Here is a 22940-nt window from a genome sequence, read left to right as displayed (position 1 = left end):
CTGACGTCAGGGGAGCAAGCTCCCCATCAGTCCGCTCGACTTGCATGTATTAGGCACGCCGCCAGCGTTCGTCCTGAGCCAGGATCAAACTCTCCATAGAAAGTTTGATGTCTCTGACATCATTTAATTCATTCATTGACGGGATAATGTGTCATTATCCCACGTTTCGCTTGGCTTTTTGTTTAGTTTTCAAAGGTCAAAACCGAATTACTGAATAATCAAAATCCTTCAGTAAAATTCGTTTTATTTTGTCGTTTTTGTTTTTCAGCGACTTTTATAATGTACCATGCTGAGTTTTTAATGTCAACACCTTTTAAATAAAAGTTTTGGCGGCACATTTTGAATTTCATTCGCTCAATTGCGACGATATAAAATGTACCACGCAAAACTATTATTCGTCAATAACATTTTCGTTTTTTTATAAAAAAGTTTTTCCTACTTCATAATACCGGTGATAAATCGCATTTCCTTTCGTTTTTACCCTCACGACATCCACATATCCTTTTCGTACTAAAAACTCCAATAGAATAGTGAGATCCAGGGAGTATTCACTTACTTCCATACTTGTTTTCAGTTCTTCAATAGACCAGGGTTCTTCTTTACTGGCCATGAGGTCTAGAAGATGTGCGCTTCCGAGTCTGGTTTTGGAAGTAAGCTCAAATTCATTTGCAATAAGAAGCAGTTCGAGTTTTTTCCCGATAGGTTCCTGCCCTGTGACGAGCTCGGAGTACAGCTTATGAATTTCAGGTTCTATTTGTTTGACCTGCTGCCACACGGTTACCTCCGGATAAAAGCCGTGCTCGATAACCGAAAGTCTCGCCAGGTGATGAAGGGCGTGAAGGATCTGGTTGTAGGCATCGAGCTCATGTCCGGAGTTAAAGAAGGCTTTACCGTCTGTAAATCTGCGGATCAGCTTGGCAAACTCCACTCCGATTCTGAGTTTTCTCTCTTCCAGGGGGAAGTCAAACATCTGCTCCCGGAACTCTTTTACGAATTCGTTTCGGTCAAACAGTACTTTTCCGTTCATGACCCAGTCGAATACTCTCCGGTTACTGCTGTTGATGAGCCAGCTGTTGAGCTGTTCAGTGTGTACAAGGTGCATCGCTACTTTGTCCCCGTTGTAGGTATAGTGCTTTGTTTCCCACATTGGCTTGTTCTCGGAAACAATGACGAGCAGCACAACATCAAAGTAGTCCGTTATTGCATCGTTACTGTCTTTCCCTTCGATCATCATGACACCTAATGTATGTAAGTCGCTTGTCCGGTCCTGATATAATTGACGTAAAAAGTCATCCATCGTCATGCCTCCTGCCTGTAAATATGAACATGTTGCTCTAAGTAAATTCGACGATGAAGGATAAATCCCTTCTACGTTTTAGAATCCAATAAATTCTGACAAAGGGTTGAACTTTCGTTTCTTATAGTTATATAGAAAAAAGATATGCTATACTCAATCTTTAGGAGGTATCGTTTATTATGGGAGCTAAATATTCTAATAAGATAAATAAGATTCGTTCTTTTGCCCTGATCCTTGTATTTGCCGGAATCATCATTATGTACTTAGGTTTATTCTTTCAGACAAGCCCGCTTCTTATGACACTGTTTATGCTTCTTGGTTTTCTTGCCATCATAGCCAGTACCGTAACGTACTTCTGGATCGGCATGCTTTCCACTAAAACAGTGCAGGTTGTCTGTCCTAACTGTGAACGGACGACCAAGGTTCTCGGCCGTGTTGATGCGTGCATGTACTGCGATGAACCATTGACGATGGACAAGAGCCTTGAAGGTAAAGAATTCGACGAAGCTTACAATCATAAAAAGAAATAATTTTTAAAGAGCCAGGCATCTTGTAATTACGGGTGCCTGTTTTTTAATGATACTAGCTGTTTTAAAGGTGCCGGGCAATAAACCATAACCAAAAGTTGAATACCTAAATGAAAGATCTGGTACAATGGAAACGGAACATGAAGTAAAAGACCGAGGTGAATGAGTTGGAAACAGGGGATTCTGCATATATAAAAAAGATGAATAGACGCTTAATATTAGATAACCTCATCAGACACAAAAGTTTATCAAGAAGTGAAGTAGCGAGGTTAACCGGTCTGAATAAAGCAACGATATCTTCTCAAGTTCAAACCTTGCTGCACGATCGTCTCCTTGTTGAAAGTCAAACATATCTTAAAGGAATACCGGGTCGCAGACCGATAAAGCTGGAAATAAACCGGTTATCCGGCTACAGTATTGGTTTGGATATTGATGAAAATAATTATATTGTTGTTTTTTGTGACTTAAGAGGAACAATTTTTCATAAAGAAGAACGCCCCTTGACAAGTGACGATTTTTACTCAAACTGCCAGACAATCATTCATTTCCTCCAGCCATTTATCGATCAATATAATTCCGAATATAATCATCACAGCCTCATTGGAATAGGTATAGGCGTTCATGGGATTGTTAACAAGGAAACAGATAAAATCTATACTCCAAAACAACAATGGCTGGTCTCGAAAGTAAGCAGGCTTTTTGAAGACGCATTTGAAACAACGGTACATCTTGAAAACAATGCGAATTTGTGTGTGTTAGCTGAGCAAGGAGAAACAGCTTATCATTCAAATTTATTAACTGTAACCCTTTCTTCAGGCATAGGTCTTGGAATTATACAAGACAATAAAATCTTTAGAGGATTCCATGGCTTCGCAGGTGAGGTTGGTCACATGATCGTTCATCCCAATGGAAGGGATTGTCCGTGTGGAAATAAAGGCTGCTGGGAGCTGTATGCTTCTGAAACGGCTTTAAGATCTTTATTAAAGAAGGCACTGCCTGAAATAAACGAAGACAAACGGATTGAGTCAATGTTTACAGAAGAAAATCATTATATCCTAAAGGATTACTTAGACATGCTATCAATAGGATTAAACAATATCATTACCATTTTTAATCCAGAGACCATTATTTTAAATGGGGCCATCATCAATGCACATGCTGACATGATTGAAAGAATAGAATCCCGTCTTGATTCCAAGTTTGCCAAGTATAAAGAAATCCGTTCTTCGAGAATCGGGAAAGAAGCATGTGCACTCGGTGGATCAGCTATAGTACAGAAACACTTTTTGGGGCTTGCCTCTATTTTTCACCGCTGACACAAAAGCCAGAAAAGCTGCCTCTAAAGAGTTGCTGTCCTGGCTCATTAAAATTCAGCTCTTTCATATTCCCCAGTTCTGCTCAACCGTAATAGCCTGCAGCTGTGCCTTAAGGCAAAGTTCAGCAGCCTTAAAGGCATGCTCTTGTGTCATGGCGTTCTCTGTTCTGTTCAGGCAGTCCAGTATCAATTGACCAAAAAACGGAAAGCCCACTTTTCCTTTCAGCGGGTAATGGTACTCCCCTTCTTTATTAACAAGGTAGAGATGATCTCCTTCATGGTCCCTTGCCACATCTACATACTTCCGAATTTCAATCGAACCCTCAGTACCGAGTATGAATGTCCTTCCGTCACCCCAGTTGCTTAGACCTTCCGGAGTAAACCAATCGACCTTAAAGAAATGCGTAGCCCCGTTATCACCAATTAATGTTGCATCTCCATAGTCTTCGAGCTCAGAATATTCTTTTGCATCGTAATTGGCTACTTTACTGTGGACGACCTCTGCATTTTTACATCCAGCGTAATGTAAAAATTGTTCTATCTGGTGACTCCCTATATCACACAGAATTCCACCGTACTTCTCTTTCTGAAAAAACCAGTCAGGCCGGCTCTTTAAATTAAGACGGTGAGGACCGAAGCCTGTAACCTGTATTACCCTGCCGATTGCTCCCTTTTCAATCAACTGTCCTGCAAACACAGCACTTTCAACATGCAAGCGTTCACTGTAATAGACCATGTATTTTAAACCCGTTTGCAAAACTTTGTTCCTAGCTTCTTCTAACTGTTCGAGTGTCGTAAATGGTGTTTTGTCTGTAAAGTAGTCTTTGCCATGATCCATAACCCTCATCCCCAAAGCGCAGCGTTCAGATGGTACAGCTGCACCTGCTACCAGTTTTACGTCATCGTCAGTTAGAATTTGTTCTTCAGAAGAAGCTTCTTTTACATCAGGATAAATTTTTATAAAGGCCTTTACTTTCTCAGGATCCGGATCATAGACCCATTTCAAGTCTGCCCCTGCCTCAATTAATCCGTTACACATCCCGTAAATATGTCCATGGTCCAGAGAGATTGCCGCGAAGACAAACTCTCCTTTTTTAACGACTTTGTTCGGTTTTCCTTTTGGGGCATAGTTCATTCCCTGCTTTTTAGTCATTTAATGACTTCCTTTCCACTGACTTAGTATGTTCCGTCCACACTCAACGTTTTATCTGAAACAGATTTCCCGATTTTTGATTGTTTTATTTTTTCTGTCAGTTTCTGGTGGTATAAATCCTCATTAACGGGTAATGTTACCCAATCATCAATCCATGTAGATAATTGCATAGCATTTGAGGCAGCAAGACTTTTGATTCCCTCGGTTCCAGTGGCTAAAAGAGGGGTGCCATAAAGAATATTATCCACAAAATTTTGTGTGATCCCCTGATGTCCCGTTTCCTTCCCGGTTACAGGTACATCGATTTTCCAGCACTCAGGTTCACCGAACCCTCCGGTATACTCCCGGTTGAACTCTGATTCCGGTACTCTCAGCCTCCAAAAAGTAAATTTCCCATCTTCGATAACTGCCTTTCCACGGTCACCTGCGATTTCCAGCCTGTTCGTGCCAGGAGCTTCCCCGATACTTGTGGTAAAAACACAGGTAGCCTTATCTTTATATTCAAGAAAAGCTGTAACTTCATCTTCAACCTCAATGTTCCGGTATTTCCCAAAGTAGCAAAACGCTCTTATGCGGCTTGGTTCCATCCCTGTTATCCAATGAAGGAGGTCAAGCTGGTGAGGAGACTGATTAATTAAAACCCCTCCTCCTTCACCCTTCCAGGTAGCCCGCCAGCCACCTGAATCATAGTAACTTTGTGAACGGTACCAATCCGTGATGGTCCAGTTGATTCTCTTTAGTTGTCCAAGTTCACCGGACTGAATCAGCTCTCTTAACTTCTGGTACAGTGGGTTCGTTCGTTGATTAAACATAATAGAAAAGACCTGCTTACTCTCTTCAGCCTTTTCATTCATTTCTCTTACTTGTTTCGTATATACCCCCGCAGGTTTTTCAGATAGAACATTCAGACCGTGCTCAAACGCTTTAATTGCGATGGGAGGGTGATGGTAGTGAGGAGTTGCAATCAATACAGCATCGAACAGCCCCGAACAGTAGAATGCATTTTCATCAGTAAAAGACTGGATGCCTGACTCTTCTGCCCAGCGTAATTTCTCAGGATTAATATCTGCAACTGCAGTTAATCTTGCACCTTTTATCTTATTGTTTATAAGGTAACGAGCGTGGTGAGTCCCCATGCTGCCCAGTCCAATAATACCGAACCTGACTTCTTTCATATCTATACACCTCTGTTTACTGTTTTTTTGATTTTTGTATCGAGTATCCGAATCCCGCCCTCATACGAGGATTCACCGGGAGAAAGGGCTTCGGATGGACCGTCTGCCCGAATTATGGAAGCCAGTTTGTTTTCTTTCATTTTTAGCAATGTTTCATATTCCTTCAACTTAAATTCCCCTTCATTAAACGCCTGAATAGGCCGAGAACCCTCCATCAACAGGAATAACTACACCATTTACAAAACTAGAAGATTGGGAGTCTATCAGCCATAACAAAGTTCCCAGTAATTCCTTTGCATCACCAAAACGTCCGAGAGGTGTATGCTCTATTATTTTCTTTGCTCTATCTGTGTACTCCCCTTCTTCTGTAAGCAATAACGTTTCGTTCTGTTTCGTTAAAAAGAATCCCGGGGCAATTGCATTTACACGGATACCCACATCAGAATAATAAACCGAAAGCCACTGGGTTAAATTATTGATTGCCGCCTTTGCCCCGCTGTAAGCAGGAATCTTCGTCAAAGGTCTGAAGCCATTCATAGATGACACATTTATTACAGAGCCTCCTTTTTTTCCGGCCATATCTTTTGAAAATACTTGAATAGGCAGTAACGTACCCATGTAATTTAACCTTAACAGCCAGTCTAGGGATTCTGGATCAAGGTCAAAAAACGTCCGGTTCGAATCATCGTATATATCCTCTATCTTTAACTTTTCAGTTGTCGTGGTCGCCTTTGTGTGATTACCCCCTGCAGCGTTTATTAATATATCTGTTGAGCCAAACGTTGACGTCAGCTGTTCATGCGCTCTTTCGAGTGAATCCTTATTTAAAACATCTACTTCAAACCCTTCGGCAGTCCCGCCACTTTCTCTTATCTTTTTTACCAACGTGTCCATTTTCTCTTGGTTTGTTGCCAGGATCGCTACTTTGGCTCCACACTTCGCTAATGCCTCACACATGGTTGAACCAAGCACGCCGCTCCCTCCTGTTACAACCACTACCTTGCTTTGAAGATCAACGGTAAATGGCAGCTGTATCATTTGTCCTCACCTTCCTCTCCTGGTAGGAATCAATAATTCCGTTTAAGTAAGCAGCACCCAGCGCCCGATCATAAAGACCATACCCCGGACGTCCGGATTCTCCCCAGATCATCCTTCCATGGTCTGGCCTTATTGCTCCCTTAAAGCCTTTATCCAAAAGCTTATTCATTACGCTCACCATATTTATTGAGCCATCTTTTACAGAATGGGAAGTCTCTTGAAAAGATTTAGAACCTGTCCATGTTATGTTTCGCGCGTGGACAAAATGAATCCTCCCTTCTGCTGTTTCAATTATTTGTTCCAAATTATTTCCCCGGTCAGCACCAAATGATCCGGTGCAAAAGGTTATGCCGTTATTCTTGCTTTCTACAGAAGATAAAATCGTTCGGACATGGTGTACATTGTTTACAATACGGGGCAGGCCAAATACCGGCCACGGAGGATCGTCAGGATGAAGTGCCATATTCACGTTTTTCTCTTCTGCCACAGGTATGATTTTTTTCAGAAAGTAAATCAGGTTTTCCATAAGCTGTTCTTCCGTCACTGAACTGTAGTCTTTTAACAGCGTTTCAAGATCTTCTTTCTGGTATGATAAGTCCCATCCCGGAAGTGAAAACTCTCCCTTCACCGGATTCAGTGAGCGAACAGTTTCATCACTGTAATAAAGAGAGTTTGAGCCATCTGGAAGAGCAGCAGCCAGGTCGGTTCTTACCCAGTCAAAAACAGGCATGAAATTGTAGCACACAGTGTTAATGCCTGCCTTTGAGAGGTTTCTAATTGTTTGGGCAAACTGGTCAATCAGAACATCTCTCCTGTTTGAGCCGAGCTTTATCTCCTCATGCACAGGAACACTTTCAATGACAGTAAGTTTAAGACCGGCTTCTTCAACACTGTTTTTTAATTCAACAATATCTTCATAAGGCCAGGTTTCTCCGGGAGGGATATCATAAATGGCTGTTACTATTCCTTTCATATCAGGAATTTGTCTGATTTTTTCTAACGTAACCGGATCATCTTCTCCATACCAGCGAAAACTCATCTCCATCCTTTTCACTCCTTTTTTATAAGCGGAAGTAACGTTTTGCATTTCCGTAGCTGATATCTTTCACATAATCACCCAGCAGCTCTATATCATGCGGCGCTTTTCCTGAAGTCACCCACTCACCGAGCATTTGACACAGAATCCGGCGAAAGTATTCGTGTCTTACAAATGACAACAGACTTCTTGAGTCCGTCAGCATTCCAATAAAATGCCTTAAAACAACCATATTACCAAGCGTGGTCATTTGGTCAATCATCCCTTCATAATTGTCGTTATGCCACCATGCAGTTCCGAACTGCACTTTTCCAGGCATTGAGTCTCCCTGGTAGTTGCCGGCCATGGAAGCAAAAACATCATTATGTTTAGCGTTATTTGTGTAAAGGATCGTTTTAGGAAGTTCCCCTGTAACCTCCAAAGAGTCCAATAGCCTGCTTAGAGGTTGCGCAGCCAAACTGTCTCCAATAGAATCAAATCCCGTATCCGGACCCAGCTCGCGGTATTTTTTTGTGTTTGTATTTCTTATGGGTCCGATATGAAGTTGCATTGCCCATCCCTTCTTATTGTATATACGGCCAAGGCTGGTTAAGGTGTAACTTTTGAATGCCGTAATTTCATCAGTACTTAACCGCTCATCTTTCATCCGTTTGCGGAAGACGGTAGATACATATTCTAAGGAAGCATGTTGATACTTTAGTTCGTTTAAGCCGTGATCGGCACTTCTGCACCCTGACAGATCAAAGTATTCAGCTCTTTTTTCTAATGCAAAGAGAAACTCCTCATAATCTGAAATGTCATACTCAGCAGCTTCAGACAATGCGATTACCCAATCTTTAAAATGGTCTCCTTCAATCATCAACCCCTTGTCCGGTCTGAAAGAAGGAGATACAACGACAGGAAAACCCTCTTCTTTCAGCTTTTTATGATAGGTTAAATTGTCAGTAGGATCATCAGTCGTTCCAACAAATTCTACCTTCTGTTTAGTAAGGATGTTTCGTGCTGATAACTCATTTGTTTTCAACATTTCAGTCGTTTTCTCCCATATGTACGCTTTTGTTTGTCTCCCCAACAAACTATCCACATTAAAAAACCTGGTGAGCTCCAGGTGAGTCCAGTGATACAATGGATTTCCTATCAAATTGGGAACTGTATCGGCCCACGCATCAAACTTATCTTTGTCTGAAGCATCCCCTGTAATCAAATACTCACTGATTCCGTTTGCACGCATGGCTCTCCACTTATAGTGATCATCGGCCAGCCAAAGTTCAGTAAGGTTATCATACATGCGATCTTCATATATTTCTTTGGCACTGAGGTGGTTATGATAATCGATGATCGGCAATTCTTTTGCATAAGAATGGTAGAGTTCTCTGGAAATATCATTTGTTAGTAAAAAGTTGTCGTTAATCATATACTCCTCCTTTTAATTTGTTTACCTGATAAACTAATTAGTTTTCATACTACTCATAGTTTTGAAAAAATTCAACCTTTATTGGATGATCTTTCATGCTTTCGGGATAAAAAAAAGAAGCCCGGAACAAAACGTTCCTGCAGCTTCCTAATGTTTGTGCTTCTGGCATTCCGGGCATGTGCCATATATCTCCATACGGTGGTGCTTCACCTTAAAGTTTGTTACATGTTCAGCCAGTGTTTCCACTTCATCGAGTCCCGGGTAGTGGAAATCAACGATCTTACCGCAATCTTCGCAGATGACATGGTAGTGGTCTGTGGTGTTGCTGTCAAATCTGCTGGAAGAGTCACCATAAGTCAGTTCACGCACCAGGCCTGCTTCTTTAAAAACACGAAGGTTATTGTAGACAGTTGCGACGCTCATGTTAGGGAATTTCCCTTCCAGCGCCTTGTAGATATCATCCGCTGTGGGATGGGTTTTGGCATCGAAAAGAAATTCAAGAATAGCATGGCGTTGAGGTGTCATGCGCACTTTCGTACTTTTTAAAGATTGCAAGGCTTCCTGCAGTCGATGGTTTTCCATGTTCAACACCTCTTCCGAAAAGCATTCTTACTTTATAATATTTACAATTAGTATAGCGAATGCTAACAAAGTTTGTCAATGAATACAACCTTAAATCGCTTCTTTTTTCACAGGCTCAGTTTGATTTATTTTGAAAGGCAGCAAGGATTGGCAGGCTCTCTTTTGCTTCTACTACAAAGGAGGTATAGCGGCTGTCCACATCTTTTGCTTTTCCTTTCTTCTTTTCAAGGTTAAGGCAGATCGTCTGCATCTCCCGCTGGAGAGCATCAACATCATTATCTTTTACACCGAGAAGAAACGTGGTATTCCCTTTTTTCAAGAATCCGCCGCTGCTTGCCAGCTCCGTCATCCGGTAGCCTTTGTCTTTGAGTCCTTTTTCCATAGCGTCACTGTAGCGGTTGTGGACGATACATACCACTAGTTTCATCTTGCCTCTCCCCTTTTATCATCTAAATCCTCAATATCCTTTTGAGGGGTCAACTTTATTTTGATAATTCGTTCCTCCGCCTGAAAAAACCTTTAGGTTATTCTTAAAAATTTCAAGTGCTCTCGGCTGGTATTCCGGTGATATGCCTGAAATATGCGGTGTCACGGTTATCCGGTCCGTACTCCAGAATGGATGTCCTTTCGGAAGCGGCTCTTCTTCGAATACATCAAGTACGGCATGGGAGATCTCCTTGTTTTGCAGTGCTTGTAAGAGAACATCCTCCCTTGCGACAGTGCCTCTTCCTATATTTATAAATATGGCTTCCTTTTTCATCGCTTTAAAAGAATCGGCTGTAAGCATTCCGTCGGTTTCATCGGTATGGGGCAGAACAGACACGACGTAATCAGACTCGTTGAGCAACTGATTCAGATCTTTGAAGGTGATGATTGTATCAAAATGATCGACAGGTCTTCCGCTCCGGTTCAGACCGATGGCAGTCATCCCGAAGGCTTTGGCGAGTCTGGCAATTTCACTGCCGATGGCTCCTGCACCAAGTACACCGATTGTTTTTCCTTTTAATTCGGTCATTGTCAGTTTACGGGACCACACTTCGTTTTGTTCCTGCTCGATAATCCCTTTTCCATACCTGGATACCTGAAGCATCATGGCAAGTGTGTATTCTGCCATCGGGGTGGCATGAATGCCCCGGGCATTGGTTATGAGAATGTCTTTTTTGGCGATGGCGTCAAACGGCATTTTTTCCAATCCGGCTGAGATGACCATGATCCATTTCAAGTTGCGGGCCTGGTCAATGTGATCTTCAGTCAGATCCTCCCCGTAGGTAAGGAGAACGTCAGCGGACGGCAGGTCTTTTTCTGCTTCGTCAATGGATTCATTGAACGAAAAGGTTACCTCCGGGAAGAGGTTTGGCAGTTCTTCACGTAAATCACGGCGGATTTTTGCTGTAGTCACGACATTCATTGGCTGGACTCCTTATTACTTTTAATTTAAATTTTATCATATTTAACGGGTCAGTTAAAAAAATGCCTGTTGATGTGGTGTTGAAATGCGAATGCTCTTTGATTTCCGCGGGGTGCCGGGATAAGACTTCATTCTTTTAGAGGTGGCTTTTTTAAACTCAGGTGTTGATTTATGCTCATTGCGCTCCCTTTCCGCGGGCGGTTCGGGAACCTCCTCGACGCTTTGCGTCTGCGGGGTCTCCCCTGAACTCGCTTTTCCCGCAGGAGTGTCGTGCATTCGTTCCAATCTAAGGCGGCGACTGCGGGAATAGCATCAACTACGAGCAGTTACAGCTTGAATGAGCTACTAGTTGCTTCGACGCATATTCGTCGAAGGTTAAGCTGGTAGAGGAAGAAGCAGAAGGCAACTTCCTCGAGAAGGCTGAAGTGATGACGGGGAAAGCGTTTGCCTGCAGCGGAATTTGTGAACAGCAACCTTTAAGAAAAAAGCGAAAAAAAGAGCGAGACTGGTTTGTCTCGCCTGCAATTTATATTATTGAAGAGGGATTGGGATCACCTATACTTAAATACTATGCGACTTTTTTGATCCGGACTGGTCACGCGCCCTTAAGGGCTTATTTTAATTTTTCAGGGTTGAGCCCCTGAAGTTCTTCGGGGACGAAAATGCCGTCTTTTCGCACAAGGACGCCATCGAAGTAGATCTCTCCCCCTCCGTATTCCTCACGCTGGATGAGAACCATATCCCAATGGACGGAGGACCGGTTGCCGTTGTCGGCATCTTCATAGGCTTCGCCAGGTGTGAAGTGAAGGCTTCCTCCGATTTTTTCATCAAAAAGTATGTCTCCCATAGGGTGCAGGATATACGGATTCACCCCGATGGCAAACTCTCCGGCGTAGCGGGCTCCTTCGTCCGTATTGAGGATTTCTTCGAGTTTTTCTTTCTGGTCGGCATAGGCTTTAACAATTTGTCCTTTTTCAAATGTAAGGCTCACATTGTGGTAGGTCACTCCCCGGTACGGGCATGGTGTGTTAAAGGTAATCGTGCCGTTCACGCTGTCTTTTACCGGAGCCGTGTAGATTTCGCCGTCGGGAATGTTTGCCTCTCCGGCGCAGGGGACAGCGGGAATGTCTTTAATGGAAAAAGACAGGTCTGTTCCCGGACTAGTGATCCGTACGCGGTCGGTTTTTTCCATCAGTTCTCTTAACGGAGCAAAAGCCTTCTCCATTTTTTTATAATCAGCGGTACACACATTGAGTAAAAAGTCAGTGAACGCTTTAGTGCTCATCCCGGCTTTCTGAGCCAGTGCCGGTGTCGGGTAATTAAGGAGCACCCAGCGGCGGTTGTTGATGTAAAACTCCTGAACCGGCTTGAACACTTCTCCACGGAGCTGGAATTTCTCCCCCGGCACCTCTGCCATTTCTGCGTCGTTTTCTTCGGCAATCACGGCTATGACGGCATCCACATCTTTATAACGCTGGAGGGCCCAGGCTGCCTGGGTTTCGAGCTGCTCTTTTTCGTACCCCATACTCAGGTGACGTCCGAGCTCATCGTCCAGGAGTTCGATGTAGGGGTAGCCGCCCCGCTCATAGGTCTTGTCAATTAGTTCGGTCATAAGGGGTTTTGATGCAGCGTGGCCTTTAATGAGGATACGCTCGCCTTTTTTTAAGCCGATGGAGTGATCAAGCAGGAGATCGGCCAAGTGTGAAATTCGAGGGTCATTCATTTGTATTCTCTCCTTCATTTTCGTGTTTAAAAAGCCCGTGTGGCAGCTGGAAGTGGTGAAAATGGTCATAGACTTCCCCGTCTGCCTGCCAGGCTACTTTAACCGTAGCATAGGTTGTCATCGTATCGTAGAAAGCTTCTTCCATGTCACAAAAGCTGCACGGTTCCTGATATGTAAGGGTTCCTTCAAAGTTTTCAACATCCAGGTCCTGATAATAGAGTCCGCCCGGAGGTTCGTGGGTCGCAATGAAGACCTCTACAGCTTCAATGGTTTCCCATTCTTCTTCATTTATGAATTCAGCGGTAAAGCCGATTTCCGGTTCGTCCCCGTAATGTGCATACATCGTGAAACTCCACGGGCTTCCTGCCATGGCGGAGTTTCTCGACCAGTCCGGCTCCCTTTCTTCTTCAGGATCCTGAAAGAAAATCATGGCCCCGGCGATTAAGGCTGCAATGATTACCAGTGGGAGTAGTTGTTTCATCGTTGTGACCTCCTTTTCTCGAGCATTCTCTCCTCATCCTATCAGAAGTTCTCCACCATTTGACAACATTTTTATCTTAATTTTCCAAACTTTGTTTATTCGCCGTTTTCTTCGTGATAGGATGACTAGTAGAAAAGAAAAAGGAGAAACGATTTATGAAAGGACTTATCTTTTTTACCCTTCTCATTCTAATCTCAGGGTGCGGGGTTATGGCGGATGAACCAGATGTAGAGGGTTCGGTTGTGATTCACATGGATCAGCCGGAAATGTTTGTGCTGTTTGTGGAAGACAGCTATTCGGGGGCTGACTATGAATGGCCTGGGCATGGTCATGTAGAATCACAGGAAGATTACGAGGTTGAGGCTTATCTCGTTCATGTTACCGACGAGACGGTGATAAAAGTGGAAGAAAACGGAGAAAAAGTGGAGCTGTTTTCAGATGATACGGACACGCTGGCCCGGATGAATACGTTCAGGTCAGCCATTCCCCTTCAAGTGAAAGCCTCGTTTACAGAAGACTTCACCCCAATAGAAAAAACAGAGCAGAAATCCCGTTTTTCATACGAGTGGTCCCTTCTTCCGGTGTATGAAGCAGAGGAACTTATTTTAACGAGGCCGGATAAAGAGGATGTGATCGACTCCTTGGATTTAGGGAGAGGATCGAGGAACATGGAGTGGCTTATCGTGATGGAGTTTTCGGACGAGCCTTTTGAGTGGAACTGGCATGATCCGGCTTACGATGAGATTCATCACTACTCAAACTCCAACGCTCAGGCTGTCTTCAGACGGATGAGTCATCATGAAGACAAAACGTTATATGAAGATGTAGTGGCGTCCTTTCCCTGGTTTATGATCATAAACGGGGAACAGGAAGTGGTGCATGAAAGTGCCTCTCTGGACGAGGTGTACACGTTTTTTGACCAGTATTTTGATGAAGAATAAGCTGTTGAAGCTGTCCTTTTAAGCTGAAGAAGGACAGCTTTTTTATTCCTGTTCCTGCATTTCCCTGAAAACATACCCGGGATAGGTGAAGTGCTCTTTTACGGTGTGGATTTCCCCGTTCTTTTTCCACGATAATGAGAAGTCGCCTTCCGAATAATCTTCTGTTTCACTGCAGAAATTACAGGAGGTCCGGTAAAAAATTTCTCCGCCGAAGTCTTTAAGATCGAGCTGCTGATCATAGAATCCTCCGATCGTGTTCATACTGCTGTAAAAGAATTCATAATCCGTGATGTCCTCCGGATCCCCGAGATACACGAGCTTTACACCAACTTCCGGGAGCCTTTCCTCCCCTTCATCTATGAAAATTGTAATCTCCCACTCCTGAGCGTCAAAGCCTGCCTGTTCCCGTTCCCAGTATGGATCGAACACTTCCTCTACGGGGTCCTGAAAAAACAGCAGTGCTCCGCCGATCAGGGCAGCGATAATGATGAGTGGCGCGAATTGTTTCAAGGTGACCATGCCTCCAAAATCAGGTTCTCTCTCAAGTTTAGCAGATAATGGATAAACGAAGGGAAAATTCAAGAAAAAATGTATGTATTTTACCAAAATCCTCGTGTTACGATTGAATGACTAAGGAGTTCGGGAGTTGAGACAGATGAAGGTTGCGGCGGGATTAATCGGATGGCTGTTTTTTCTGACGGCCTGCGGGGCGGTGGAGAAAACAGAGGGTCAGGCGGATATGGAGGGGACCCTTTTGGGGAGCATGGGGGCAAACACGTTTCTTTTATTTGTGGAAGACAACATTTCAGGTACAGTATTGGAATTTTCGGACGAGCTCGTTGGCGACTCCTACGAGGCGGAAATCTACAGGATTTTTCTGGATCAGGATACGAAATTGATATACGAGGAAACCGGTGAAGAGCTTTCCGCAGAGCTTTCGGGAATGGGCTTTAACACCATCAGCTTTCTGGCATCTTCCACTGAACGGATCAAGATTAATGTGCGGGGCGATTTTGAGCCGGAGGTAACAACAGGCCGTGATCAAAATGTCCTATTGTACCCGGCTTTTATTCCCATCCACGAAGCAGATGAAATTATTTTCCCAAGGCAGGATTTAGGCACGATTCTGGACCGGTACGATCTGTCCAGGTATCATTCCGATAAAACTGTGGCTGTTCTGTCGTTTTTGGATGAGGTTTTTTCGTATGACAGTATGTTTGATGGGGACCAGCTTTATGAATACAGTGCAGAAGATCAGCACGTTATCCTGGGACATTATTATAATGATGAGGTCGGTTTTTTTGACCATTTCATTGATGAGTACCCCGCCTACTACGTTGTCCGTGAAGACGGCGTCGTGTTTGATACGAATAATCTTCAGGATGTGACGAACTATCTTGAGAATGAACTTGGTTTTGAGGTGAACGAAGACATGTATCATGACGGGATGATTGAGGACGACGGTGGATCGGATGAATAGCTGGAAGCGCCCCTGGATCGCGGTCCGGGGGCGATTTTTTTTACTGCTTTTCTTTTAAGTAGTTAAGCGCTTCCTCCACATGCCCTTTCACGCGGACTTTGCGCCATTCTTTATCGATGTTTCCTTCTTTATCGATAATGAAGGTTGAGCGTTCAATGCCCATGTATTCCTTGCCGAAGTTTTTCTTCAACTTCCACACGCCGTAGTCTTCAGCCACTTTGTGGTCTTCGTCGGCGAGAAGTAAAAACGGAAGACCGTGCTTGTCGATGAATTTTTCGTGACGCTCGACCGGATCCGGGCTTACGCCGAGAATCACCGCGTCCACTTCCTCAAAGTTCTCTTTGTTATCGCGAAAATCACAGGCCTGGGTTGTACATCCCGGCGTCATGTCTTTCGGATAAAAATAAAGGACGACGTTCTTTCCTTTGTAATCGGACAGGCTTACTTCTTCTCCGCTGTTTGCCTTAAGTGTAAATTCAGGTGCTTTTTGACCAACTTCTACTGTCATGTGAAAACACTCCTTCTCGTGTGTAATCTTGTCTCCTATAAGGATAACCAAGATCTGCCCGGGCTACAAACGATTTGGCTTGTTTTCGTTGTAAATAACGGTGGTCACCACGAACGCTGCCGGAAGAAGGTAGCCGATGAGGGCTTCGATCATGGCAATCCAGCGGCCGATGCCCTGGGGAATGATGTCTCCGTATCCGACGGTAAGGATCGTGACGGCGCTAAAGTACATCACGTCTTCGACTAAGTGAATGAGCGACCCGGACATCCGTCCTGTTCCTTCCATCAGCACCGGGTACCCTTTGAAATGGAGGCTCAGGTACAGGCAGCCGAATCCGGTGATTACTGTGGCATAGACGAGCAAAAGAACGAGGAAGTTCCGTATTGAAACACGCCTTCCCTGAGGCGGCTGATTTTGAATGAGTAAAAGCAGGCTCATGACAATGCCTAAAATCGACGTTATGGTTACACACCAAAGCAAAAAGGTTCCCATCCTGATTCACCTCTCTTACTTATATATGAGCAGGAGAGGTGAAGTAGGACAAGGAACCTTTTGAAAGACGTCATGGTCACTTAGCTTTTGTAACTTAAGAGGGATGCTGAAACAATGTCCTCCCTTTCCGCGGTGGTACCGACGAGCCTCCTTCGTTTGCGGGGTCTCGTCTGGCCCCTACTACCGCAGGAGTGTCGGACATTCCTTCAGCATCCGGACTTTTTAGTGTGAATAAAGAAACTATTTTCATGGAGGTTGTATTCTTTCTTTTTATACGGAGGAATCCGTGAGCTTTACAACAAAACTTCAATTATTCCGTAATCTTCTCTTCAGAACACCTACGAATCAATTCCCCGCGCCGCGATACCTTTTCACGCCTTCATTCCATGCAAACACGCTGATTGAAATAAAGATCAGCCCCATTACCGGGGTTAAAAAGGCGTAGAAGTACCATTCATCACGGCCTAGAAAAAAGGCAGCCGGGTACACTCCCACGAACGCAAACGGCAGAATCCACGTGAGCACGTAGCGGATCACCTGGTTGTAGATGTCCACCGGATAGCGTCCGTAGTTTCCGATATTGTACATCATCGGCATAATATCGGTTCGCGAATCGGACCAGAAACTGATGCTCGCCAAAATGATGAAGATCCCGGCATAGATGAGCGAGCCTCCGGCCACCATCAGAAGAAACATAAACGGATCGTACCAGCTAAGGGTTAGCCCAAGCTGGGAGCCGGCGTAAAACATGATCGCAAGTCCGGTAATGACGCCGAACATGGATTCCAGCTCCATCCGTTCGATAATAATCTGAAACAGGCTGTGGATGGGTCTTGTGAGGACCCGGTCCATTTCCCCTTTTACAATGTAGCGGTCATTAAAGTCCCAGATGTTAAAAAACGAACTGAAGATCGCATAAGGTACGAGGAAAAATCCGTAGATAAAGATAATCTCCTCCCGGCTCCAGCCGCTCAGGAGTGTGGTGTGGCCGAACACCACAAGGATAAAGATCAGGTTCACGGCCTGGAACAAGAGGTCCGAGAACAGCTCAACCACAAGGTCAGAGCGGTACTGAAGCCGTGTTTTCATATACTGTGATGCGTATTGGAAAAAGATCGATACGTAGAACATGGCCCGTTACCCTCCTTGTACGATGAGCCGGCGTCTGGCTGACATCCATAGCAATGTAATTGGAATAAATAAAATGACTGACCACATGAGCTGCAAAAGGAGTGCCGAATACACTTCGCTGCCTGTGAACCCTTCCGTGAAAATCATAGACGGAATGTAGCTGATCGCCTGAAACGGCAGAAATGTCATAATATCCTGAGCCCACATCGGGTAAAAGGAAATCGGCAGCAAAAGTCCCGAAAACAGGTCAATGACGACCCGTTTCGCCCGGATGAGTCCGGTGTTATAAAGTAAAAAGAACGTTAAAATTCCTGTAATCAAGTTAATCTGTGTATTTACGATAAAGCTGAACACGAGTGAAATAAAGAAGAGTCCCCAGATCGAAAGGTCGTTGGAAAAGCTGATCGGAAACACGAGCCAGACAATAACCATTCCCGGTACGGAGAAAAAGAGGAGCCGGAAAAGACCTTCCCCGAGTCCCTGCATCGTTTTCATGCCGAGATAGTTGTACGGCCGAATCATTTCCACCGCTACTTTTCCTTCCTGGATCTCCTGGGCTATTTCCCGGTCAATATTATTAAAATAAAATGCCCGGGCCATCCATGCGATGGCTACATAGGTGGTCATCTGGACGATACTAAGGTCCTGGATAGATTCCTGGCCTCCGTAGATCGCCTGCCACAAAAAGTAGTACGCGCCAATGTTGATGCTGTAAATTAAAATGCCGCTATAATAATTGGTCCGGTAGGCAAGCATCATTAAAAACCGGATCCGGAGCATTTCCAGATACATGCTTATCCGGCTAACCATGACGGATACCTTCTTCATAGATGTTTCGGATGATCTCTTCTGTAGACACCTGATTCAGCTTCACGTCACTGATGGAATAGTGGCTCATGACGGTGGCCATCAGCTGGGAAACCACGTCATCGTCCCCGTCCACCGTTGCCTGCCAGCCCCTCATTTTATCCCCTGCACGCCACTTGACCGGAAAATGAGCAGTCAATTCTTCAAGGGCCTCTTTTTCCACCGGCTTTTGAAACTCAAACTGCACCTGCTTACCCTCGACCCAGTTCTGCTGCAGTTTATCCAGGGCTCCGTCGTAGATGATCTTTCCTTCATCCAACAGAACGACCCGGTCGCAAAGGGCTTCGATGTCACTTAAATCGTGAGTCGTTAAAAGAATCGTCGTTTGGTATTTGCGGTTGATATCTTTTAAGAACTCGCGAATCTTCATTTTTACCAGAACGTCCAGACCGATTGTGGGCTCATCCAGGAAAAGCAGAGGCGGATTGTGAATGAGTGCGGCTGCCAATTCACAGCGCATTCGCTGACCGAGACTGAGCTTTCGCACCGGCTTATCAAGAAGCGGTTCGATCTCGAGTGTTTCAATGACTTCTTTCATATGTGTATCGTAGTGCTCGTCAGACAGACGATATACTTTTTTCAGCAGGCGGAACGATTCCTGAACCGCGATATCCCACCAGAGCTGGGAGCGCTGGCCAAATACAACACCGATTGTGCGGACAAATGCCTCCCGCTGCCTGTGGGGATCCATTCCGTTTACCCTGACTGTTCCTGCGGTCGGGGTTAAAATGCCGGTGAGCATTTTGATCGTGGTGGATTTACCGGCTCCGTTTTCACCGATGTAGGCGACCATCTCACCCTGCTTTACATTGAGGGATATATCGTCAACGGCGTTTAAAATCGTATAGTTTCTCGTAAGCAAGTCGCGAAAAGCGCCTGCAAGGCCTTTTCTGCTTGAGTACGATTTAAATTGTTTTCGTAACCCGTGAACTTCAATGACGTTCATGAGGTTTCCTCCTCTCGTAACAACCTTACTAGTTTATCGAATGGGAGGTGTTCCTTCAAGATAGTTGCTTTAATAATGTTTTCAAATCAACTGTTTTTGCTTCCTCTTCATTACAAAGTGCATTTTGATGAAGCCGGAGTGCCCTTCGCTTTCCGTGGTGGTACCGATCATTCTACCAATTTTGTGGGATTATCAGCTTCTCATTGATGATCTAAGCTTCGTTGAACGGAATACGCTCCCTTTCCGCGGACTCGCGACGAGCCTCCTCAGGGCTTTGCCCCTGCGGGGTCTCGTCTATCTCGCACTTCCGCAGGAGTGTCACGTATTCCGTTCAACGAAGCACAATAGGTTGAGAATCAGAGTATAAATTTAACCCAAAGTTAACCTCCCTTAGTCTTAAAGTGTGAAAAGAGTTTGGGTGTGTTTTTCGTAAAGATTGTTGGTTTTGCTTTAGCGATCTGTTGTCAAAAAACAACTGGTGACATTCACCACAACCTCTTGTATAAAAGCGTTGATTGGAGCGAATGCGCGACACTCCTGCGGGAAAAGCGAGTTCCGGGGAGACCCCGCAAGCGCATAGCGCTGAGGAGGCTCCCGAACCGCCCGCGGAAAGAGAGCGCAATGAGCGTAAATCAACATCTGACTTCTAAAGAAGTTTATTTTTTTTCAGTGCCCGTCTTTAACTTGAAAAAGCTTGCCGGCACTACTCATCTTCTTTTTTCAGTACTTTAAAGTAAACAGCTACAATTTTCACGAAATCAGCTATCCATTTTTTCCACTGTGCTACAATGAAACGGACCTGAGTTTTAGAGGAGGATTTATTCAATATGAAGTTTACGGAGTCAGAAAAACATAATGAAGTTGCCCAGGAGCATATTCTTGGGGGCGTTAATAGTCCATCACGTTCGTTTAAGGCTGTAGGCGGAGGCTCTCCTGTATTTATGGAGCGTGCTAAAGGTGCTTACTTCTGGGACGTGGACGGAAACCAATACATCGATTATCTGGCGGCTTACGGACCGATTATTACCGGCCATGCCCATCCCCATATTACAGAAGCGATCAAGGGTGCGGCTGAAGACGGGGTTTTGTACGGCACCCCCACCCGCTATGAAAACCAGTTTGCCGCTATGCTGAAAGAAGCTATGCCTTCGCTGGAAAAAGTGCGGTTTGTGAACTCCGGGACAGAAGCGGTCATGACGACGATCCGTGTGGCCCGTGCCTACACCGGGCGGGATAAAATTATCAAGTTTGCCGGCTGTTACCATGGTCACTCCGACCTTGTTTTAGTCGCTGCCGGATCAGGGCCTGCCACACTTGGAAGCCCGGACAGTGCCGGTGTGACAAAAGCCATTGCCAAAGAAGTGATTACCGTTCCGTTTAACGACATCGAGAGTTACAAGCAGGCTCTTGATCACTGGGGTGATGAAGTGGCTGCGGTTCTCGTTGAACCGATTGTGGGTAACTTCGGGATCGTTGAACCGGCTCCGGGATTTTTGGTAGCGGTGAACGAACTCACTCACGATGCCGGTGCCCTCGTTATTTACGACGAGGTAATAACAGCGTTTCGGTTCAAGTACGGCGGCGCCCAGAATTACTGCGGTGTGGAGCCGGACATGACAGCACTGGGTAAAATTATCGGCGGAGGTCTACCGATCGGTGCCTACGGGGGAAGCCAGGACATTATGGAAACAGTCGCCCCACTTGGACCTGCGTACCAGGCGGGAACGATGGCCGGTAACCCCGCTTCGATCCGTGCCGGAATTGCCTGCCTTGAAGTGCTTAAAGAACCAGGCGTGTATGAAAAAATGGACGAGCTCGGCGGTATGCTTGAAGAAGGGATCCGCAGGCACGCAAAGACACACGGCGTACCGATAACATTGAACCGTCTCAAAGGGGCACTTACGGTGTACTTCGGGGTTGATGGTGTGGCAAATTACGATGAAGCCGAAAACAGTGACGGTGAGATGTTTGCACGCTTCTTTAAACTCATGCTCGAACAGGGCGTGAATCTTGCCCCGTCAAAGTATGAAGCGTGGTTCCTGACAACGGAACATACAAAAGATGATGTAGAGAAGACGCTGGAAGCGGTTGAAGCTGCATTTTCCAAGCTGTAAGCATACAATCCTGATTTCCAAATGAAATGATACAAAAATCTCTCCACCTTTCAATCCTTTACGGTTGAAGGGTGTTTGCGTTTACAAGGACGGTTACGTGGAACACTACATGTAAAAAGTAACTTGATTGAATTGGAAATCAGGTGTATAGTACGTTCGATAACCATTTTTTTATGAAATAAACGTGTTTGAATAACACGGTTTTAGAAGAAAGGAACATGTTACGTTATGAGGCTAGGAGCCCGTATTTTAAAAACCGGTCTGGCAGTTGTAATGGCCCTTTATATTGCGGCCTGGCTCGGGTTTGATACCCCCGTTTATGCTGCATTGGCAGCGGTGTTTGCTGTTCAGCCGTCGGTTTACAGAAGCTTTATGACCATTCTCGACCAGCTTCAGGCAAATGTCATCAGTGCTGTGCTCGCCGTTGTGTTCGTCTTGTCATTCGGACACGAACCTTTTGTGGTCGGTGTGGTCGTGGTCCTGATCATTGCCATTAACCTGAAGCTCGGGAAAGAAGCGATTATCCCCCTTGCTGTTGTGACAGCGATCATTATTATGGAAGCACCGTCAGAGGACTTTATTTCATTTGCATCATCTCGCTTCCTGTTGATCATGATCGGGGTGGCGTCATCGTTTGTTGTGAACCTCATCTTCCTTCCGCCGAAGCATGAGAACCATCTTTTTCACAAAATTACGGATGCCAATGAGCAGATTATTCAGTGGATCCGGCTGATGACGCGTCACGAAGCGGAGTACCATACGCTCAAGCAGGATTTGAAGAAACTGAAAGACACCATGATCAAAATGGATAATATCTTTCTTTTATATAAAGATGAGCGTACGTATTTTAAAAAGAATGAGTATCCGCGGATGCGAAAAGTGGTCCTGTTCAGGCAGATGCTGTATTCGACGAAGAAATGTCTTGATATTCTGCGGAGTCTGAGCAAGCACGAAAACAGCATGCAGCAGATGCCTGATGAGCTTCAGGATCTCGTCCGGGTTCAGCTCGACTACCTCACGAACTATCACGAGCGGATCATGCTTAAATATATGGGGAAAGTAAGGCCCCACACGACAGAGGACTTGTACGAAGAAGTGGATGTGGGCAAGCGCCAGCTCACTGATGTCTTTTTCAGTCTTCATGAGGATAAAGAAATTGAACGCAGTGAATGGATTCACTTCTTCCCGGTTGTGGCTCTCATTGTAGAATACAGTGAGGAGCTTGAGCACCTGGATCGTCTTGTTGCCAGCTTCTTCAAGTATCACAAGGACGAAAATGAAGTAAAAGTATTGGAACGAAGAGATTAAAAAA

General features: G+C 44.9%; 24 protein-coding genes and 1 rRNA gene. 6 read left to right on the top strand and 19 right to left on the bottom strand.

Translation table 11 applies throughout. The features are described 5' to 3' along the window. Together EBO34_RS18540 and EBO34_RS18535 are read right to left on the bottom strand one after the other, a co-directional pair. A 16S ribosomal RNA gene (locus EBO34_RS18540) occupies positions 1-100 on the bottom strand; the annotation flags it as partial. A gap of 318 nt (positions 101-418) precedes the next feature. Then, a complete protein-coding gene (locus EBO34_RS18535) occupies positions 419-1297 on the bottom strand; it encodes a nucleotidyltransferase-like protein (RefSeq protein ID WP_122901365.1) in 879 nt (292 codons plus the stop codon). Between the two features lie 179 nt (positions 1298-1476). Between EBO34_RS18535 and EBO34_RS18530 the strand changes: the two genes are divergently transcribed. Beyond that, positions 1477-1827 (top strand): YgzB family protein, encoded by a 351-nt coding sequence (locus tag EBO34_RS18530; protein ID WP_122901362.1) that lies wholly within the window; start codon positions 1477-1479, stop codon positions 1825-1827. 164 nt (positions 1828-1991) lie between these two features. Continuing rightward, positions 1992-3140 carry an ROK family protein gene (locus EBO34_RS18525; RefSeq protein ID WP_122901360.1) on the top strand — a complete coding sequence of 383 codons (1149 nt, stop codon included), beginning with the start codon at positions 1992-1994 and terminating at the stop codon, positions 3138-3140. Positions 3141-3203: 63 nt separating this feature from the next. Here EBO34_RS18525 and EBO34_RS18520 read toward each other — a convergent pair whose 3' ends face one another. The 11 genes from EBO34_RS18520 to EBO34_RS18475 form a co-directional block, all read right to left on the bottom strand. Then, entirely contained in the window at positions 3204-4292 is a 1089-nt protein-coding gene (locus EBO34_RS18520; protein ID WP_122901358.1) for a Gfo/Idh/MocA family protein, read from the bottom strand. A 23-nt stretch (positions 4293-4315) separates the two neighbouring features. Next, positions 4316-5467, bottom strand: coding sequence for a Gfo/Idh/MocA family protein (locus tag EBO34_RS18515; RefSeq protein ID WP_122901356.1), 1152 nt, complete (start codon positions 5465-5467; stop codon positions 4316-4318). A gap of 2 nt (positions 5468-5469) precedes the next feature. After that, positions 5470-5634, bottom strand: a complete 165-nt coding sequence (locus tag EBO34_RS20835) for a hypothetical protein (protein WP_183163955.1) — start codon at positions 5632-5634, stop codon at positions 5470-5472. Positions 5635-5650: 16 nt separating this feature from the next. Continuing rightward, a complete protein-coding gene (locus EBO34_RS18510) occupies positions 5651-6502 on the bottom strand; it encodes an SDR family oxidoreductase (RefSeq protein WP_122901448.1) in 852 nt (283 codons plus the stop codon). Beyond that, complete coding sequence (locus EBO34_RS18505; protein WP_122901354.1) at positions 6480-7550, bottom strand: mannonate dehydratase; 1071 nt, start codon at positions 7548-7550, stop codon at positions 6480-6482. The genes EBO34_RS18510 and EBO34_RS18505 overlap by 23 nt, the downstream gene beginning before the upstream one ends. A 16-nt stretch (positions 7551-7566) precedes the next feature. After that, positions 7567-8955, bottom strand: coding sequence for a glucuronate isomerase (uxaC, locus tag EBO34_RS18500; protein ID WP_122901352.1), 1389 nt, complete (start codon positions 8953-8955; stop codon positions 7567-7569). A 147-nt stretch (positions 8956-9102) separates the two neighbouring features. Then, positions 9103-9537, bottom strand: coding sequence for a peroxide-responsive transcriptional repressor PerR (gene perR / locus EBO34_RS18495; protein ID WP_122901350.1), 435 nt, complete (start codon positions 9535-9537; stop codon positions 9103-9105). 115 nt (positions 9538-9652) lie between these two features. Next, the gene (locus EBO34_RS18490) at positions 9653-9964 is read right to left on the bottom strand and encodes a cyclic-di-AMP receptor (protein ID WP_122901348.1); all 312 of its coding nucleotides are present in this window, start codon (positions 9962-9964) and stop codon (positions 9653-9655) included. Positions 9965-9994: 30 nt separating this feature from the next. After that, complete coding sequence (locus EBO34_RS18485; RefSeq protein WP_122901346.1) at positions 9995-10945, bottom strand: D-2-hydroxyacid dehydrogenase; 951 nt, start codon at positions 10943-10945, stop codon at positions 9995-9997. A gap of 613 nt (positions 10946-11558) precedes the next feature. Continuing rightward, positions 11559-12668 carry an aminopeptidase gene (locus EBO34_RS18480; RefSeq protein ID WP_122901344.1) on the bottom strand — a complete coding sequence of 370 codons (1110 nt, stop codon included), beginning with the start codon at positions 12666-12668 and terminating at the stop codon, positions 11559-11561. After that, positions 12661-13149, bottom strand: coding sequence for a hypothetical protein (locus EBO34_RS18475; RefSeq protein ID WP_122901342.1), 489 nt, complete (start codon positions 13147-13149; stop codon positions 12661-12663). The genes EBO34_RS18480 and EBO34_RS18475 overlap by 8 nt, the downstream gene beginning before the upstream one ends. Before the next feature lie 155 nt (positions 13150-13304). Between EBO34_RS18475 and EBO34_RS18470 the strand changes: the two genes are divergently transcribed. Further along, a complete protein-coding gene (locus tag EBO34_RS18470; RefSeq protein ID WP_122901340.1) occupies positions 13305-14090 on the top strand; it encodes a hypothetical protein in 786 nt (261 codons plus the stop codon). 42 nt (positions 14091-14132) lie between these two features. Here EBO34_RS18470 and EBO34_RS18465 read toward each other — a convergent pair whose 3' ends face one another. Continuing rightward, entirely contained in the window at positions 14133-14600 is a 468-nt protein-coding gene (locus EBO34_RS18465) for a hypothetical protein (protein ID WP_122901338.1), read from the bottom strand. A 136-nt stretch (positions 14601-14736) separates the two neighbouring features. On the opposite strand from EBO34_RS18465, the gene EBO34_RS18460 reads away from it, so the two are divergent. After that, positions 14737-15570 (top strand): hypothetical protein, encoded by an 834-nt coding sequence (locus tag EBO34_RS18460; protein WP_122901336.1) that lies wholly within the window; start codon positions 14737-14739, stop codon positions 15568-15570. A 40-nt stretch (positions 15571-15610) separates the two neighbouring features. On the opposite strand, the gene bcp is transcribed toward EBO34_RS18460, so the two are convergent. The 5 genes from bcp to EBO34_RS18435 all read right to left on the bottom strand — a co-directional run bounded on the left by bcp (position 15611) and on the right by EBO34_RS18435 (position 19514). Then, positions 15611-16078 carry a thioredoxin-dependent thiol peroxidase gene (gene bcp / locus EBO34_RS18455; RefSeq protein WP_122901334.1) on the bottom strand — a complete coding sequence of 156 codons (468 nt, stop codon included), beginning with the start codon at positions 16076-16078 and terminating at the stop codon, positions 15611-15613. 63 nt (positions 16079-16141) lie between these two features. Further along, positions 16142-16570 carry a potassium channel family protein gene (locus EBO34_RS18450; RefSeq protein ID WP_122901332.1) on the bottom strand — a complete coding sequence of 143 codons (429 nt, stop codon included), beginning with the start codon at positions 16568-16570 and terminating at the stop codon, positions 16142-16144. A gap of 345 nt (positions 16571-16915) precedes the next feature. After that, positions 16916-17701, bottom strand: coding sequence for an ABC transporter permease (locus EBO34_RS18445; RefSeq protein ID WP_122901330.1), 786 nt, complete (start codon positions 17699-17701; stop codon positions 16916-16918). 6 nt (positions 17702-17707) lie between these two features. Beyond that, positions 17708-18499, bottom strand: a complete 792-nt coding sequence (locus EBO34_RS18440; RefSeq protein ID WP_122901446.1) for an ABC transporter permease — start codon at positions 18497-18499, stop codon at positions 17708-17710. A 4-nt stretch (positions 18500-18503) separates the two neighbouring features. Next, positions 18504-19514 (bottom strand): ABC transporter ATP-binding protein, encoded by a 1011-nt coding sequence (locus EBO34_RS18435; protein ID WP_122901328.1) that lies wholly within the window; start codon positions 19512-19514, stop codon positions 18504-18506. Between the two features lie 827 nt (positions 19515-20341). Between EBO34_RS18435 and EBO34_RS18425 the strand changes: the two genes are divergently transcribed. Beyond that, on the top strand, positions 20342-21628 hold the full coding sequence (locus EBO34_RS18425; protein ID WP_122901324.1) for a glutamate-1-semialdehyde 2,1-aminomutase: 1287 nt from the start codon (positions 20342-20344) through the stop codon (positions 21626-21628). A gap of 228 nt (positions 21629-21856) precedes the next feature. Further along, positions 21857-22936 carry an FUSC family protein gene (locus tag EBO34_RS18420; protein WP_122901322.1) on the top strand — a complete coding sequence of 360 codons (1080 nt, stop codon included), beginning with the start codon at positions 21857-21859 and terminating at the stop codon, positions 22934-22936. The last annotated feature ends 4 nt before the right edge of the window (positions 22937-22940 follow it).

It is taken from the genome of Alteribacter keqinensis, from assembly GCF_003710255.1.
Lineage (GTDB): Bacteria > Bacillota > Bacilli > Bacillales > Salisediminibacteriaceae > Alteribacter > Alteribacter keqinensis.
This window is presented reverse-complemented; position numbering and strand designations above follow the sequence as displayed.

Bases quoted from the DNA above. Each gene is read 5' to 3' on its own strand.
- bcp (WP_122901334.1), bottom strand. From the start codon at position 16,078: ATGACAGTAGAAGTTGGTCAAAAAGCACCTGAATTTACACTTAAGGCA.
- EBO34_RS18505 (WP_122901354.1), bottom strand. From the start codon at position 7,550: ATGGAGATGAGTTTTCGCTGGTATGGAGAAGATGATCCGGTTACGTTA.
- EBO34_RS18470 (WP_122901340.1), top strand. From the start codon at position 13,305: ATGAAAGGACTTATCTTTTTTACCCTTCTCATTCTAATCTCAGGGTGC.
- EBO34_RS18515 (WP_122901356.1), bottom strand. From the start codon at position 5,467: ATGAAAGAAGTCAGGTTCGGTATTATTGGACTGGGCAGCATGGGGACT.
- EBO34_RS18450 (WP_122901332.1), bottom strand. From the start codon at position 16,570: ATGGGAACCTTTTTGCTTTGGTGTGTAACCATAACGTCGATTTTAGGC.
- EBO34_RS18475 (WP_122901342.1), bottom strand. From the start codon at position 13,149: ATGAAACAACTACTCCCACTGGTAATCATTGCAGCCTTAATCGCCGGG.
- uxaC (WP_122901352.1), bottom strand. From the start codon at position 8,955: ATGATTAACGACAACTTTTTACTAACAAATGATATTTCCAGAGAACTC.
- perR (WP_122901350.1), bottom strand. From the start codon at position 9,537: ATGGAAAACCATCGACTGCAGGAAGCCTTGCAATCTTTAAAAAGTACG.
- EBO34_RS18435 (WP_122901328.1), bottom strand. From the start codon at position 19,514: ATGAACGTCATTGAAGTTCACGGGTTACGAAAACAATTTAAATCGTAC.
- EBO34_RS18520 (WP_122901358.1), bottom strand. From the start codon at position 4,292: ATGACTAAAAAGCAGGGAATGAACTATGCCCCAAAAGGAAAACCGAAC.
- EBO34_RS18445 (WP_122901330.1), bottom strand. From the start codon at position 17,701: ATGTTCTACGTATCGATCTTTTTCCAATACGCATCACAGTATATGAAA.
- EBO34_RS18425 (WP_122901324.1), top strand. From the start codon at position 20,342: ATGAAGTTTACGGAGTCAGAAAAACATAATGAAGTTGCCCAGGAGCAT.
- EBO34_RS18485 (WP_122901346.1), bottom strand. From the start codon at position 10,945: ATGAATGTCGTGACTACAGCAAAAATCCGCCGTGATTTACGTGAAGAA.
- EBO34_RS18420 (WP_122901322.1), top strand. From the start codon at position 21,857: ATGAGGCTAGGAGCCCGTATTTTAAAAACCGGTCTGGCAGTTGTAATG.
- EBO34_RS18535 (WP_122901365.1), bottom strand. From the start codon at position 1,297: ATGGATGACTTTTTACGTCAATTATATCAGGACCGGACAAGCGACTTA.
- EBO34_RS18480 (WP_122901344.1), bottom strand. From the start codon at position 12,668: ATGAATGACCCTCGAATTTCACACTTGGCCGATCTCCTGCTTGATCAC.
- EBO34_RS18530 (WP_122901362.1), top strand. From the start codon at position 1,477: ATGGGAGCTAAATATTCTAATAAGATAAATAAGATTCGTTCTTTTGCC.
- EBO34_RS18490 (WP_122901348.1), bottom strand. From the start codon at position 9,964: ATGAAACTAGTGGTATGTATCGTCCACAACCGCTACAGTGACGCTATG.